Here is a 14,118-nt window from a genome sequence, read left to right as displayed (position 1 = left end):
CACCGCGGGGCGGGGCTCAACCCCGTCCGCGTCGTCGCTCCTCGATCCGGGCGATGAGCTCCTCCTCGGCACCGGGGCCCGCCCGTACCCCCGCGGGGATCCGCAGAACGAAGACCAGACCCAACAGCCACCACGCGGTGAACATCAGCCACGGCTCCAACGACAGTGAGGCGGGCATACCCGGGAGGTAGAGGACGAGCAGGACGGCGGTCGTCACCACCGCCGCCACCCCCACGAGGATCCCCCAGCCCTCACGGGCGCCGCCCACCCGCATCGGTCGCTCCAGGCCGGGCTCGCGCCTGCGGAGCAGCAGGAACACCACCGAGACCATCAGATACGTGATGACGATACTCGGACCGCCGGAGTCCACGGCCCAGTCGAGCATCGCGATGCCGACGAACGGTGAGGCGGTCGACAACGCGCCGATGAACAGCAACGCGTTGACCGGGGTGCCGTTGCGCGGGTGGAGCACGCCGAACCAGCGCGGGATCATGCCGGAGCGGGCCATCGCCCACATCAGGCGGGAGACGCCGATGAGGAAGGCGTTCCAGGTGGTGACGATGCCGGCGAGCCCACCGGCGACCACGAACTGGCCCCAGAACGGATGACCGAGCATGTGCGCCATCGCGTCCGCGGTGGCCAGATCCATCCCGGAGAGCGCGTCGGTGGGCGTCGCGAGCGAGGTCGTCACCACGATCACGATGTAGAACACCGCCGCCATCACCACGGACACCACCACCAGGCGTCCGATCTGCCGTGGCGGGATCCTCGCCTCCTCCGCGGACTGCGGAATCACGTCGAAACCGACGAAGAGGAAGGGGACCACGACCAGGACCGCGATGATCCCGGCTCCGCCCCCGTCGAAGAGCGGCTCGGTGTACTCGGGTCGGCCGCCGAGGAACGCGGAGGCCGTCAGGACCAGTCCCACCACGATCAGGAACAGCACCGCGGAGGTCTGGAAGAGCCCGGCCTGACGGATGCCCCGAATGTTCAGCCAGGTCAGCGCGATCGCGGTCACCGAACCGACGAGCGCCCAGGTCAGGTGCACGTCCGCGCCGGCGATCGTCCACAGTTCGACCCGGGGCAGGTCCGGGAACAGGTAGGTCAGTGAGCGCGGCACGGCCACCGACTGGAAGAGGATGACGGTGACGTAGCCGCCCACGATGCCCCAGGAACCGAGCAACGCGGCCCGTGGCCCCATGCCGCGCAGGAGGTAGTTGTGCTCGCCCCCGGCCAGGGGCATCGCGGAGACGAGTTCGGAGTAGACCAGGCCTACCAGCGCCATGATGACGCCGCCGACGAGGAAGGCGGTGACCGCGCCGAGGGTCCCGGCTTCCTGGATCCACCCTCCGGTCAGTACGATCCAGCCGAAGCCGATCATGGAGCCGAACCCGAGGAAGAGCACGTCGACGCGGCCCAGGGTCCGGACGAAACCGCGCGGTTCCCTCTCCCGGGGCGCGTCGGGTCGGTGTGTGGTCATGAGACCTCGATCGAGGGGTCGGGGGCGGGTGGTGGCCACGACGGGGTGACGTGGGCCACCGGGTGGGCGCACCGTAGACGCCCGACGCCGTCGGGGAAAGTGCCCCGATGGACAAGACGCGGTGGACCTTCGTCCACCATGGTGCGTCATCGGATGAGCGGACCTCGGGCGAGGTGAAGCGGGGTGCCCCGTGGCCCGGGCGGTCGTCCCTGCTCGTCACGGGTGTCGACGACCGCGGGTCGGGTCCCGCCGGCGCACGCCGTTCGCGCCGCGCGGGGCTCCCCTCGTCGATGACGATCATGTGACCTCCGGCCCGACTCCGCTCCGGGTCCGGGCCGCCCCGGCCTCGGCGAAAACCCGTGGCCCCGTCGGCGCGCGCGGGGTTACCGTCCAGGCATGGACGTGAGCGAGAACGTATGGGACACCGAGGTCGCCGCCCGCTACGACACACCGGGCACGGGCGTGTTCGCCCCCGAGGTGCTCGGTCCGGCCGTGGACCGGCTGGCCGACCTGGCCGGTGACGGTGCCGCACTGGAGTTCGCCGTCGGTACCGGTCGCGTGGCCGTGCCGCTCACCGAGCGAGGCGTGCCGGTCACCGGCATCGAGTCGTCCGAGGCCATGGTGGGACGGTTGCGCACCAAGATGGACGAGGCGGCCCTGCCGGTCGCCCTCGGGGACATGGCCACCACGACGGTGCCCGGCGACTTCACGCTCGTGTACCTGGTGTACAACACCATCTCCAACCTGCTCACCCAGGACGAACAGATCGCGTGCTTCCACAACGCCGCCCGACACCTGTCACCGGGGGGACGGTTCGTGGTGGAGCTGGGGGTGCCCGGACTGCGGTGTCTGCCGCCGGGACAGGGCGCGGCGGTGTTCACCGACGAGGAGGGGTACATCGGTCTGGACACCTACGACGTGGTGCACCAGCACATGACCTCGCACCACTTCCACTTCGACGAGAGTCGGCGGGCCCGACTGTTCCGTTCCCGGCACCGCTACGTGTGGCCGGCCGAACTCGACCTCATGGCGCGCATCGCCGGTTTCGCGCGGGAGTCGCGTCACGCCGACTGGGAGGGGAACGCGTTCACCGCCGAGTCCACCTCGCACGTGACCACCTACCGGTTGCCCGCGTCCGGGTGAGGCGAGCCGGGCCGTGCCGCGCCCCGACACGCGACAGGGTCCTCTCACCGTGGCGCGCAGGCGCGGACGTCGTCGGGGAGGTCGGGAAGTCGTGGCGCCGGAGCAGGAGGAGCGGCTCCGTCGCCGCCACCGAGGAACCGACGAGGCCCCCGCCCAGCGCGGCGCCCACCGGTGCACGGGCCGTTCCCACGCCCACCTGCGCGGTCAGGGCGGACCCGCCCGTGTGTGGTGCGAGGGCGGCCGGCGGCGCGTCGCACCGCCGGCCGCCCTCGACCGGGTTCCCCTCCCGGTAGCGGGTCACAGGTCCCAGAAGGTCCCGTGGCGCTCGGTGAGTTCGCGTACCTCATCGTCGGTGAGGATCGTGAAGTCGCGCCCTTGGAGCGCCACCACGATGCGGGAGGCCTCCTCCAGTTCGACGGCGCCGTCCAGGGTGGCCGCCGCGTCGTCGGCCGCGATCAGTGAACCGTGGTTGGCCAACAGGGCCGCCCGGAAGCGACCGGGCAACGCGGACACGTTCTCGGCCAACCGTTCACTGCCCGGCGCGGCGTAGGGGACCAGCGGAGCCTGACCCACCCGCATCACCAGGTACGGGGTGATCGGGGGCAGGGCCGAGCCGGCCGACCACGCGGGCAGGCAGGAGGCCGCCGTGGCGTGCGGCGAGTGCAGGTGCAGCACGGCCCCCGCGCTCTCGACCCTGCGGTACATGGCCAGGTGCAGAGGGAACTCCTTGGAAGGGGCGGGGCCCTCGAGATGGCGTCCCTCCGCGTCCAGGACGGACAGGTCCTCGGGCTTCAGATCGCCCAGGGAGAGCCCGGTGGGGCTCATCAGGGTCAGTGCGCCGGAGCGCACCGAGACGTTCCCCGACGCACCCGGACTCAGGCCCAGATCGACGGCGCGGCGTCCGACCGCGCACAGTTCTTCGGCGGCCTCGTGAGCGTGAGAGTTCACTGTCCTGCCTTCCAGGCGCGGACGAAGAGGTCCTCCGCGCCGAAGTTGCCGGACTTGAGCATCAGGTGGAGAGGCTCACCGTCCCGGTCCGCCAGCATCCACGCGACCCCGGGGTCCACCTCGGGACCCAGGGCCAGCGGGCCCACCTCCAGGCCGTGCACCACCGCGCCGCTGGTCTCACCACCGGCCACCAGCAGCGCACGCACCCCGGCGGCGACCAGACCCTCGGCGATCCGGGCCAGGGCCTGCTCGATGAGGGGGGCGTCCGCGATGTCGACCACGTGCTCGGGCGCGGCGGTCGCGTAGATCACGAACGGCGCCGAGCCACCGTCCAGGGCCTCGGTCACGGCCCGGGAGACCACCCCGTCGAAATCGTCCCGCAGCGCGGCGGGGGTCAGGTGCAGGCCGCCGCCCTCGGCGAGCGCGTGACGCACCTGCCCCTGGGTGGCGCGCGAGGCACTGCCGGACAGGATCACGCGGGGGCCGTCCGGCAGCGTGATGGGACGGATCGCGGAGGTCCGCGGACCACGGAGTCCGCCGGCCAGGGCGCTGCCCCCGGTCAGCACACGCAGGTGCCCGGTGGCATCCGCGAGCGCGTCCAGGTCGGCCTCGTGCAGGGCGTCGACGACCACGAACCGGGCACCCGTGGCCGCGGCCTCGTCCAGGGCCGTGCGCACCGCGTCGGCCCCGCGGTTCACCACGGGCCACGGGACCAGCGCGACGTCGTCGCTTCCACCGGCGACCTGAGGGGCCAGGAGGCGGAGCAGGCTGGAGTCGGTCATCGGGGTCAACGGGTGGTGACGCATGGGCGACTCGTCGAGGGGGTCGTCCCCCACGAAGAGGTGGCCGCGGTAGACGGTGCGTCCGTTGGCCGGGAAGGCCGGGGCGATCACCGTCGTCCGCTCGCCGAGCGCGTCGAGGACCGCCTCGCAGACCGGGCCGATGTTGCCGTTCGGGGTCGAGTCGAACGTCGAGCAGTACTTGACGTAGAACCGTTCGCAGCCGGCGCGCCGCAGGGCGGCGAGGGCGTCCAGGGAGGCCGCGACGGCCTCGTCGACGGGCTCGGTGCGCGACTTCAGCGCCACCACGACGGCGTCGGCCGCGTCGGCGCCGGGGATCGAGTCGCCCGTGCCCTCCTCACCCAGGACGACCGTGGTCCGGAAACCGGCGGTCGTGAGGGTGATCGCGATGTCGGTCGCTCCGGTGAGATCGTCGGCGATCACGCCGAGGGTCGCCATGGGGTCCTCCTGTGGTCGGTTCTTTCGTTCGTGAAGGCCGCTCCCGTGTCGTGCGGCGCGAGGTCCGGGGCACGACACGGGAGCGGCCAGGGGGGAGGGCGCCGGGTCAGACGATGCCGACCGCGATCATGGCGTAGAGCACCGCGAAACCGGTCACACCCGAGATCACCGAGGCGACACCGATGGAGCGGATGCCCTGGCCCACCGTCATGTTGGACAGGGTGGTGGTGACCCAAAAGCCCGAGGAGTTCGCGTGCTTCATGATCTGGGCTCCGGTCGCGCAGGCCAGGTAGACCACGAGGGGCGACAGGTCCAGCGAGGGGATCAGCGGCTGCATGATGGCCGCGGAGGTCATCACGCCGAGGATGTTCGAGCCGGTGATCGTGCAGACGGCGGCGGCCACCAGGAACGGGATGATGACCGGGGACAGGCCGACGCTCTCGATGGTGCCGGCCACGTTCTCGGCCACACCGGTCTCCCTGATGATCGTGGCCAAAGCGCCACCGACACCGGTCAGGGCCAGGGGCATCGCGGCGATCCGCAGTCCCGACTCGAACAGGTCGTTCAGGGTCTCCTTGTCCCGCCACCGACCGCGGAACAGCGGCAGGGCCAGCAGGCAGGCCAGGAACAGCGCCATGGTCGGCTCACCGACGAACAGCACCACGGCGGTGATCCACGAACCCTCGGGCAGGACCGGGGCGGCCAGGGAGGCGAAGACGATGAAGACGATGGGCGCCAGGATCGGCAACAGCGAACCGAACAGGCTCACCCGCGGAGCGGGCGTCTCGTCGCCGGCCGGCGCGTCCGTGCCGCCGCCTCCGGCGGAACCGCCGGCGGTCACCAGGTGCTCGACGAACTCGGGCTTGGGCGCCACGTACGTCTTGATCCGGGACAGGTAGAGGGTGGCGGCCAGGACACCGGGGAGCCCGACCATGAGCCCGTAGAGGATCGCCTCGCCCATGCTCACGTCGAGCAGGGAGGCCGACGCGAGGGGACCGGGGCCCGGAGGAATGACCGAGGTCATGACGTAGGCGCCGATGTAGAGGATCGGGCCCAGCTTCATCATCGAGATGCCCGTGCGGTAGGCGAGCGCCGACACGATCGGGATGAGCATGACCACCGCGGTGTCCGCGATGAGCGGGATACCGAGGACGGTCGAGGCCAGGGCGATGGCCCAGGGGACGCGCTTCTCCGCGAACATGCGCAGCGCGGTCTCGGTGATCTTCATGGCGGCGCCGCTCAGTTCGAGCATCTTGCCGAGCACACAGCCGAAGATGATGAGCAGGCCGACGTTGGCCAGGGTGCTGCCGAAGCCCTCCTTGACGAGTTCGACGGTCGCCGTACCGCCCATGCCCAGCACGAGGCCGAGCGTCACGACCACGATGAACAGCGTGGCCACGGGGTGGACCTTGAAGCGGGCGATCAGCACCACCAGGACGACGATGGCGACCAGGAACGCCAACAGGGTGTAGAGGTCGGACATGTCATCGGTTCCGATCGTTCACGCGGGTGCGGGCGTGGCGCCACACATCCAGGAGGGCGGAGCTCGGGTCGGCGAGGTCGTCGATCCGGATCAGGGTGTCGGCGGGGACGTCGCGGGCGAGTGTCGCGTGCGCCGCCAGGTAGAGCGGGGCCACGTCGTCGGGGGCCTGGTCCGTGTCCAGCAGGACCGCGGCCACGCCCTCGACCTCGTGGTGGTGCCCGCCCATGTCGAGCCGCGTGCCGGCGCTCAGCGGGCCCCGGGTCCGCCCGGCGAGGATCGCGTGCGGGGCCGGGTGACGGGTGCCGGCCGCACGGTGGTGGTCCACCGCGTCCAGCAGGCTCAGGGGGGTCTCGACCCCCATGAAGTGGTAGGGCAGGTACAGGCAGGCGTACGCGCCGGAGCGCGAGACGACGTGGCCCTTCTGGGCGAGCAGTTCCCAGGTGACGGGGTCGCCGGTGCGCACGACGGCGAAGACCCCGCCGGCGAACGACGCCTCCTCGGGCAGGCGCAGCACGCTGAAGACGTCCACCACACCGCTCCGCGTGAGGATACCGCCGTCCTCGGCGAGGGCGTAGACGTCCGCCAGTTCGGCGACCCGGGTGACCGGGTAGTGGAGTGACTCCACGTCGGGCACCATGCCCGTGTGGTTGGCCACGACAGCCATCTCACAGTGGTCGGCGGCGGCCGAGCGCTTGAGCCCGGTCACGGCCAGGGCCCGCGCGGCCAGGGTGGCGGTCACGTCCTCGCCGAGGGAGAGCAGGTCGCCCAGTTCGGGGGCGTCGATCTCCTCGTCGAGCTGGCGGACCCGTCCGGTAGAGGGGTCGAACACCAGGTCGTACTCGCCCGACTTGCCGATCGCGACGACGTCGAGCCCGAGCCGCACCGCGCGCTCGTACCACTCGATGAGGTTGGCCGGCTGGTCACCGATGCCGGGGGTGTACACGACGCCGTGCTCCCGGGCGAGGTCGGCCAAGGCGATCCCGGAGACGGAGTCGACCTCCTTGGACACCATGACCACGTGACGGCCGGTCTCGATGGCCGTGCGCGCGGCCTCGGTGCCCACCCGCGGGTTGCCGGTCGCCTCGACGAGCACGTCGTGGTCGGCCCCCGCGAGGAGGGCGACGTCGGCCACGACGGCGATGCCGCCCGAGGGCAGGGCCGCCACCTCCTCCGGAGTGGAGCACACTCGCAGGTCGGCCTGGTCGTAGCCGAGTTCCACGCACAGGGCTATCGTCCCGGCGGTGTCGAGATCGCACAGGGCCGAGGGGCGCAACCGGTCGATGCGCGTGGTCTGGGCGAGCAGCGTGCGAGCGAACCCGCCCCGCGCTCCGGTGAGCGCGTACCGCACGGGCGAGGGCGGTGCGGAGGTGGCGTCGGTGCCTTCCATGGTTCTCCTTCTCTCACCTCACGAGTGGCGCGTGGTGCGCCGGGGTCGCAAAGGCAATGAGCAGTGTTTTAACATCATAGGAACATATGAGTCAACAATCATCACAACTGGGATCATCTGGTAACTCTCGATTATCATGTCGAGTGTGAACAGACCCGAAGGAGGACGATGATTCCGGCGCAACGGCGTGACCTGCTCCTGAGGGAGCTGCGCGGCATGAGCGTGTTGAGCGTCAAGGAGCTCTGCGAGATCCTCGACGTCTCCCACATGACGGTGCGTCGCGACATCATGACGTTGGAGGAGGAGGGCAAGGTCCGCTCGGTGCCCGGCGGCGTCGAACTGGCCTCCCAGGTGCGCTCCGAACCTTCCTACCAGCACAAATCCCGAGTGGACATGGCGGAGAAGCGGGCGATGGCGCACGCGGCCGCCGCCCTGGTGGGGGAGGGCCAGACCGTCTACCTCGACGCGGGGACGACCCTGGGCCAGCTCGTGCCCCTGCTGTGGACCGTCACCGGACTGACCGTCATCACCAACGACATCACCACCGCCGCCTCGCTCACCGACCACCCCGACGTGACCCTGTACCTGGTCGGCGGACAGATCGACCTGGACAACCGTTCCGCGGTCGGGGACATCGCCGCCGCCACCGTCGCCGAGTTCAACATCGACGTCGCCTTCGTCTCGACGAGTTCCTGGGACCTCCACCGGGGGTCGACCACCCCCTCCCGGGCCAAGGTGGCCGTCAAGCGCGCGGCCATGACGGCCGCCTCGACCTCGGTGCTCGTGGCGGGCGCCGACAAGTACGGCGCCTTCGGCACCTTCAAGGTCGCCCCGCTCACCGGCTTCACCTCCGTGATCACCGACGACCGTCTGCCGGACTCCTCGGCGCGCGCGGTCCGGGAACTGGGCGTCCCCCTGGAGATGGTCACGCCCCTCCGGGACGCCGACGGTGACGACGGAACGGACACGGAGACCGGCTCCACCGCCTCGGCCTGAGGACGCCGCCCCGGCCCGCGCCCTGGCCCAGGGGCGGGCCGACCAGGCCTTTTCCCGGCCGGGGTGCCAGACTGGCGTGATGGCAGAGAACACCCCCGCGCCGGCGGGTCCGTCACAGCGGTCCGTCGTCGAACTGCTGCGCCGGCTGGAGACCGGCGAGGTGCTGGGCGCCCCGGAGGCGCGACGACTCTTGGGCTCGGCGGGGGAGGACCTGACCGCGCAGATCCAGCGAACCTCCGCCCTCGTCGGGCGTCTGCGTCGACGGGAGCGGGAACTGCTCGCCCTCATCACCAGCACCCACGACCTCGTGGACGTGCACGAGGTCCAGGCGGTCCTCAACCGACTCGTGGATCGCGCCCACGACCTGGTCGGAACCGACGTCACCTACATGTCGGTCTACGACGCGCGCACCGACGAGCTGTTCGTCCGCGCCGGTCGGGGCACCGTCTCCCCGCGCTTCCTCGGACTGCGGGTGCCCGCCGGCGTGGGCATCGCCAGCCGTGTGGTGCGGACCCTGGCGCCCCACTGGGTCGCCGACTACTGGGACACCTCCGACTTCGACCACGACCCCGAGATCGACCGCACCATTCGCGAGGAGAGGCTGCGCTCCCTCCTGGGCGTCCCCGTCTCGGCCGACGGCGAGATCCTCGGGGTGCTCTTCGCGGCCGACCGTTCGGCGCGTTCGTTCGGGGGCGAGGAGATCGCGCTGCTGTCGGCCTTCGCCGACCAGGCCGCCCTCATCCTGCGCACCGCACGTCTGTTCTCCGCGGCGGCCGAGGCCGCCGAACGCGCCGAGCGCCACGCCGAGGAGATGGACACCGCGGCCCGCGTCCACGAACGCCTGACCGCCCTGGTCCTGTCCGGGCACGGCCCGCGCGAGGTGGCCGAGACCCTGTCCGGTGCGCTCGGGCGTCCCGTGGCCGTGGCCGACCGCGACCACGTCCCCCTCGCCTCGTCGGCGGCCGCCACCGAAAGCTGGTGGCACGGGGGGAGGTTGCTCGCGGACGCGGCGCGGGCGGCCGAGGAGAGTCGGGTCTCGGGGCGCTGCGCCCCGGTCCGCGGACACGGCCGCGACCTCGCCGTCGTCGCTGCCGTGGTGGCCGGCTCCGACCTCCTCGGCCTGGTCCTCGTGGGGTCGGGGGAGGCGCCCCTGAGCGACCTCGAACAACGCACCATCGAGCGCTCCGCCCAGATCCTCGCCCTGCTGACCATGCGACGGGACGCGCTGACCGAGGCCGAGGACCGGGTCCGCGGCGAACTGGCCCTGGACCTGCTGAGCGGCAGCGGCGACACCGACTCCCTGGAACGGCGCGCCCGGGCCAGGGGGTTCGAACTCCACCAACCCTGGACGGTGGTGGTCCTGCCCGTGCCCGACGAACGCCGGCACACCGTGCTCCGGGCCCTGTCCGGCGGCCGGGCCTGGTTGGCCGCCCTCCAGGAGCGCGGCGTCGCCGTGCTGATCCCCGGCGAGGGGGCCGGGGAACGGGCCGAGGAGGTGACGCACCGCGCGCGACGGGCGCGGGGCGGCGCGATGTCGGTGGTGGGCCACGCCGCGCGGCCGGACGCGGTGCCCGCGACCGCGACGGAGGCCTGGGACTGCGCGCTCCTGCTGCCGGGGCTGGGCGCCACCGAGGGTGTGTACGACGCCGAGGACCACACGCCCTACCTCGCCATGTTCGGCACCGACGGGGAACGCGCGCGCCGGTTCGCCCGACGGCTGCTCGGACCGGTCGTGGAGTGGGACCGCGAACACGGGACCGACCTCGTCGACACGCTCATCGCCTACCTCGACAACGGCGCGGGTGTCACCCGGACCTCCCGCGCGCTGTTCGTGCACGCCAACACCGTGAAGCAACGACTGGAGCGACTGACGGCCCTGCTGGGCCCGGAGTGGCGGACGCCGGAGCACCTCTTCCGGCTGGGCGTGGCCGCCCGTCTCCACCGACTCGGCGTGAAACGGCCAGGTTGACGTCATGTGTCATGTCCGAACTGGACATGTCGTCGCGATGACAACGCCTGCTTGCATGGACCCGTTCGTAGTGACGCACCACACATTCGATGGTGCCCTTCCCCAGGGGGTGTCCCACCTTGGCCCGAAACAGCAGGCTCTCCGGGTTCCGCGACCTCGACATCGGTGATCGACGACGGGCGGTGGCGCGCGAGTGCGACCTGCCCGACGACGCGCTCGACGCCCTGGACCCGGGCGGTCTGGACCTGGAGACGGCCGACCGGATGATCGAGAACACCGTCGGTGTGCTCGGCGTCCCCGTGGGTGTGGCCACCAACGTGACCGTCAACGGACGCGACGTCCTGGTGCCGATGGCCACCGAGGAGCCCTCCGTCGTCGCCGCCGCCTCCAACGCGGCCCGGATCGCCAGGGTGCGCGGCGGTTTCACCACCACCAGCACGGTGCCGGTGATGCAGGCCCAGGTCCAGGTGGTCGACGTGGTCGACCCGCAGGCGGCCCGCCTGCGCGTCCTGGAGGCCCGGGAGGAGATCATCGCCCTGGCCCAGGGCCAGGACCCCACGCTCACCCGACTCGGGGGAGGGGTCGTGGACCTGACCGTGCGCACGGTCCCGACCGGCGACCAGACCTACGTGGTGGCCCACATCGCCGTCGACGTGCGCGACGCGATGGGGGCCAACGCCGTGAACACCATGGCGGAGGCCATCGCGCCGCGCGTCGCCGAACTCGCGCAGGGCCGCCCCCTCCTGCGGATCCTCACCAACCGCGCCGACCGCCGGATCAGCCGGGCCCGGGCGGTCCTGGACCCCGAGGCGCTGGGCGGAGCGGAGGTCGCGCGCGACATCGTCCACGCCTACCGTCTGGCCGCGGCCGACCCCTACCGGGCCGCCACTCACAACAAGGGCATCATGAACGGTGTGTCCGCGGTCGTCCTGGCCACGGGCAACGACACCCGCGCGGTGGAGGCCGGCGCGCACGCCCACGCGGTCGACGCCTCGGGCCGGTACACGTCCCTGTCGACCTATGAGCTCGACGCCGACGGAGCGGTCGTGGCCACCCTCGAGCTGCCGACCCCGGTCGGTCTGGTCGGTGGCGCCACACGCACGCACCCCGCGGCCCGTGCCGCCCTCGCGCTGACGGGCGTCACCACCGCCTCGGAACTGGGCGAACTGATCGTCGCCGTCGGCCTCGCGCAGAACATCGCGGCGCTGCGGGCCCTGGCCACCGAGGGGATCCAACGAGGGCACATGTCGCTGCACGCCCGCAACATCGCCGTCGCCGCCGGCGCGGAGCCGGACGAGGTCGCGCCCCTGACGGCCGCGCTCGTGGCCGACCGTTCCTTCGGCGCCGACCACGCCGAGGCGGTCCTGGCCCGGATGCGGGGCCGAGCATGAGCGCCCCCGAGAAGGCCGGCCCCGACAGCGTGGAGGCGGACCCCGACCGCACCGAGGCGTCTCCGGGCCACACCGGGTCCGGATCCGAACTGCTGGAGATCTGGGGCGACACCGTCGACTCCCGCCACACCCTCGGCGCCATCCTCATCGGACTGGGGATCTCGGCCCCCCTCTACCTGGGCTCGGAACGGTTGTTCGCGCACTTCGGCGACAACCCCGACGTCGCCGCGACCTACGCCCTGCTCGTGGGCCTGGCCGGCTGCCTGATCGGTGGTTTCGTCAGCGCCCTGCTCTTCCGTCCCAAGCGACTGGTCCGAGAGAGCGAGGTGGGCGGTGAGGGACGCCGTAAGGCGATGGACGCCATCGAGGCGGAGGCCGGCCCTCTCGGCGACCCCGCCGAACTGCCCACCGTGGTCCAGGAGGAACTGCGGACCCTGGGCCTCTACGACGACCTGAAGGACCAGCACGAGCGTCGGTCCTCCCGTGAGGAGGGGCGTTCATGACCCCGGAACTGATCACCGACATCGCCTGGGCCGTCGGTATGGGCGTCATCGGCGCCGTGGTCTTCGCGTTCATCGGGCTGGCCTCCTACACCGACGAGACGGCCACGGTCGCCCCGCTGACCCTGCTCGTGGTCCTGCTGGGCGTCCCACCGGCCGGCGTGTTCACGTTCTTCATGGGCGCCATCGTCGCCAAACACATCACGCACGCCATCCCCACGACCCTTCTGGGGATTCCCGGGGACACCATGGCGGTGCCGATGCTCCGGGACGCGCAGATGCTGCGCGAACTCGGCGTACCGCACATCGCGCTGCGCAAGGCCATCTCCGGTGGTGTGCTCGCCGCCTTCATCTCGGTGCCGCTGGCGGTGCTCTTCGCGTGGATCCTCAGCCCCTTCACCGAGGCCATCGGCGCCGCGGCGCCGTGGATCTTCCTGGTGGCGGCGCTGATCATCGCCTACACGTCCAAGGGGCGGCTGGCGGCGGTCTTCGCCCTGATCCCGTTCGTGCTCCTGGTCGTGGGTCTGCAGAGCTTCATCGGCCAGACCGTGGGGACCCCGCTGACCATCAGCTTCTTCCTCGGTATCGCGATCGGACCGCTCATCGCCGACCTGTTCCTGGCGCTCTCCCCGGCGGGTCGTCAGACCCTGCGGCGCGCACGGCCCCGGTCGTTCGACCTGGCACCCGACAACCGCACCTGGAAGGGGCGACTGCCCAACCCCTTCAAGGTGCTGGACCGGAGCCAGCTCGGTTACACCGGGGCGGCCGCCTCGGTCTCCAGCGCGACGTTCGTGTTCTCGCCGGTGGCGATGACCGTGCTCATGGGTGAGGCGGTCGGTTCGCGCATCAAGAACGGCTACCACCGTCTGACCACGGTGATGTCGGTGCGCAACGGCACCACCGAGTCCACCTACATCGCCGAGACGCTGATCCCGCTCATCGCTCTGGGACTGCCGCTGTCCCCGATGGCGGCCGGTCCGGCGGCCCCGTTGTTCAACGCGCCTCCGGTGTACACGGTCGACACCGAGACGGGTCAGACCAACAACCTGCACAACCTGCTCTCCGGTGGCGAGTTCCTGTTCTACGGGCTGCTGGGCGTGGTGTTGGCGTGCGTCATCGCCTACCCCTTCGCCATGACGCACGCCCACCGGGCCGCGGCGTTCGTCATGCGCCGCATCTCCCACGAAGCGATCATCGGTGCCTTCGCGGGTCTCATCCTCGTCATCTGCCTGTACGAGGGCGGCCTGCTCGCCGTGGGCGTGGCGATCTCGGTCGGACTGGTCGGAGGTCTGTTGAACAAGCTGTTCAACATGCACACCGGCGTCCAGTTCATGGGCTTCTACGTGGCCCTGCTGACCGTGCCGCAGCTGCTCACGCTCCTGGGCTGAGCGTCACCGCGCGTCGGGGGCGCCAGGGGCGATCTCCCCGGCGCACCGGGGGCCACCCGAGGGGCCGCCGCCCGGACACACGTTCACCATCTCCACCGGAAGTGCGGTGGGCGGTGCTGCGGACCGCCCGATCCGGGGCGGCGATCGACGGCGGGGTCTTGCCCACCGGCACCGATCCGAGCGTGTCGGTCACCC

The 14,118-nt window shown here is 71.4% G+C and carries 11 protein-coding genes; 6 read left to right on the top strand and 5 right to left on the bottom strand.

What is annotated here, in order from left to right:
- Positions 1 to 16 precede the first annotated feature (16 nt).
- Positions 17 to 1,480, bottom strand: coding sequence for an APC family permease (locus DSY14_RS13185; protein WP_211716823.1), 1,464 nt, complete (start codon positions 1,478 to 1,480; stop codon positions 17 to 19).
- A gap of 396 nt (positions 1,481 to 1,876) precedes the next feature.
- On the opposite strand from DSY14_RS13185, the gene DSY14_RS13180 reads away from it, so the two are divergent.
- Complete coding sequence (locus DSY14_RS13180; protein ID WP_211716822.1) at positions 1,877 to 2,623, top strand: class I SAM-dependent methyltransferase; 747 nt, start codon at positions 1,877 to 1,879, stop codon at positions 2,621 to 2,623.
- A gap of 297 nt (positions 2,624 to 2,920) precedes the next feature.
- Here the strand turns inward: DSY14_RS13180 and DSY14_RS13175 are convergent, their stop codons facing one another.
- The 4 genes from DSY14_RS13175 to DSY14_RS13160 form a co-directional block, all read right to left on the bottom strand.
- A complete protein-coding gene (locus DSY14_RS13175; protein ID WP_211716821.1) occupies positions 2,921 to 3,571 on the bottom strand; it encodes a class II aldolase/adducin family protein in 651 nt (216 codons plus the stop codon).
- Complete coding sequence (gene otnK / locus DSY14_RS13170; RefSeq protein WP_211716820.1) at positions 3,568 to 4,809, bottom strand: 3-oxo-tetronate kinase; 1,242 nt, start codon at positions 4,807 to 4,809, stop codon at positions 3,568 to 3,570. The genes DSY14_RS13175 and otnK overlap by 4 nt, the downstream gene beginning before the upstream one ends.
- Positions 4,810 to 4,915: 106 nt before the next feature.
- Positions 4,916 to 6,292 (bottom strand): GntP family permease, encoded by a 1,377-nt coding sequence (locus DSY14_RS13165; protein WP_211716819.1) that lies wholly within the window; start codon positions 6,290 to 6,292, stop codon positions 4,916 to 4,918.
- Position 6,293: 1 nt separating this feature from the next.
- The gene (locus DSY14_RS13160; RefSeq protein WP_211716818.1) at positions 6,294 to 7,679 is read right to left on the bottom strand and encodes a homoserine dehydrogenase; all 1,386 of its coding nucleotides are present in this window, start codon (positions 7,677 to 7,679) and stop codon (positions 6,294 to 6,296) included.
- A 168-nt stretch (positions 7,680 to 7,847) separates the two neighbouring features.
- On the opposite strand from DSY14_RS13160, the gene DSY14_RS13155 reads away from it, so the two are divergent.
- The 5 genes from DSY14_RS13155 (at position 7,848) to DSY14_RS13135 (ending at position 13,923) form a co-directional block, all read left to right on the top strand.
- Positions 7,848 to 8,675: a DeoR/GlpR family DNA-binding transcription regulator gene (locus tag DSY14_RS13155; protein WP_211716817.1), complete on the top strand. Its 828-nt coding sequence runs from the start codon at positions 7,848 to 7,850 to the stop codon at positions 8,673 to 8,675.
- A gap of 79 nt (positions 8,676 to 8,754) precedes the next feature.
- Positions 8,755 to 10,644: a helix-turn-helix domain-containing protein gene (locus DSY14_RS13150; protein ID WP_211716816.1), complete on the top strand. Its 1,890-nt coding sequence runs from the start codon at positions 8,755 to 8,757 to the stop codon at positions 10,642 to 10,644.
- A gap of 119 nt (positions 10,645 to 10,763) precedes the next feature.
- On the top strand, positions 10,764 to 12,035 hold the full coding sequence (locus DSY14_RS13145; protein WP_211716815.1) for a hydroxymethylglutaryl-CoA reductase, degradative: 1,272 nt from the start codon (positions 10,764 to 10,766) through the stop codon (positions 12,033 to 12,035).
- Entirely contained in the window at positions 12,032 to 12,538 is a 507-nt protein-coding gene (locus tag DSY14_RS13140; RefSeq protein ID WP_249187809.1) for a hypothetical protein, read from the top strand. Before DSY14_RS13145 ends, DSY14_RS13140 begins: the two co-directional genes overlap by 4 nt.
- Entirely contained in the window at positions 12,535 to 13,923 is a 1,389-nt protein-coding gene (locus DSY14_RS13135; RefSeq protein ID WP_211716814.1) for a tripartite tricarboxylate transporter permease, read from the top strand. Before DSY14_RS13140 ends, DSY14_RS13135 begins: the two co-directional genes overlap by 4 nt.
- Positions 13,924 to 14,118: the final 195 nt, after the last annotated feature.

The sequence above is a fragment of the Nocardiopsis sp. MG754419 genome, from assembly GCF_018207095.1.
Classification (GTDB): Bacteria; Actinomycetota; Actinomycetes; order Streptosporangiales; family Streptosporangiaceae; genus Nocardiopsis.
The sequence above is the reverse complement of the archived record's forward strand: the minus strand, read 5'-3'. Positions and strand labels throughout refer to the sequence as shown.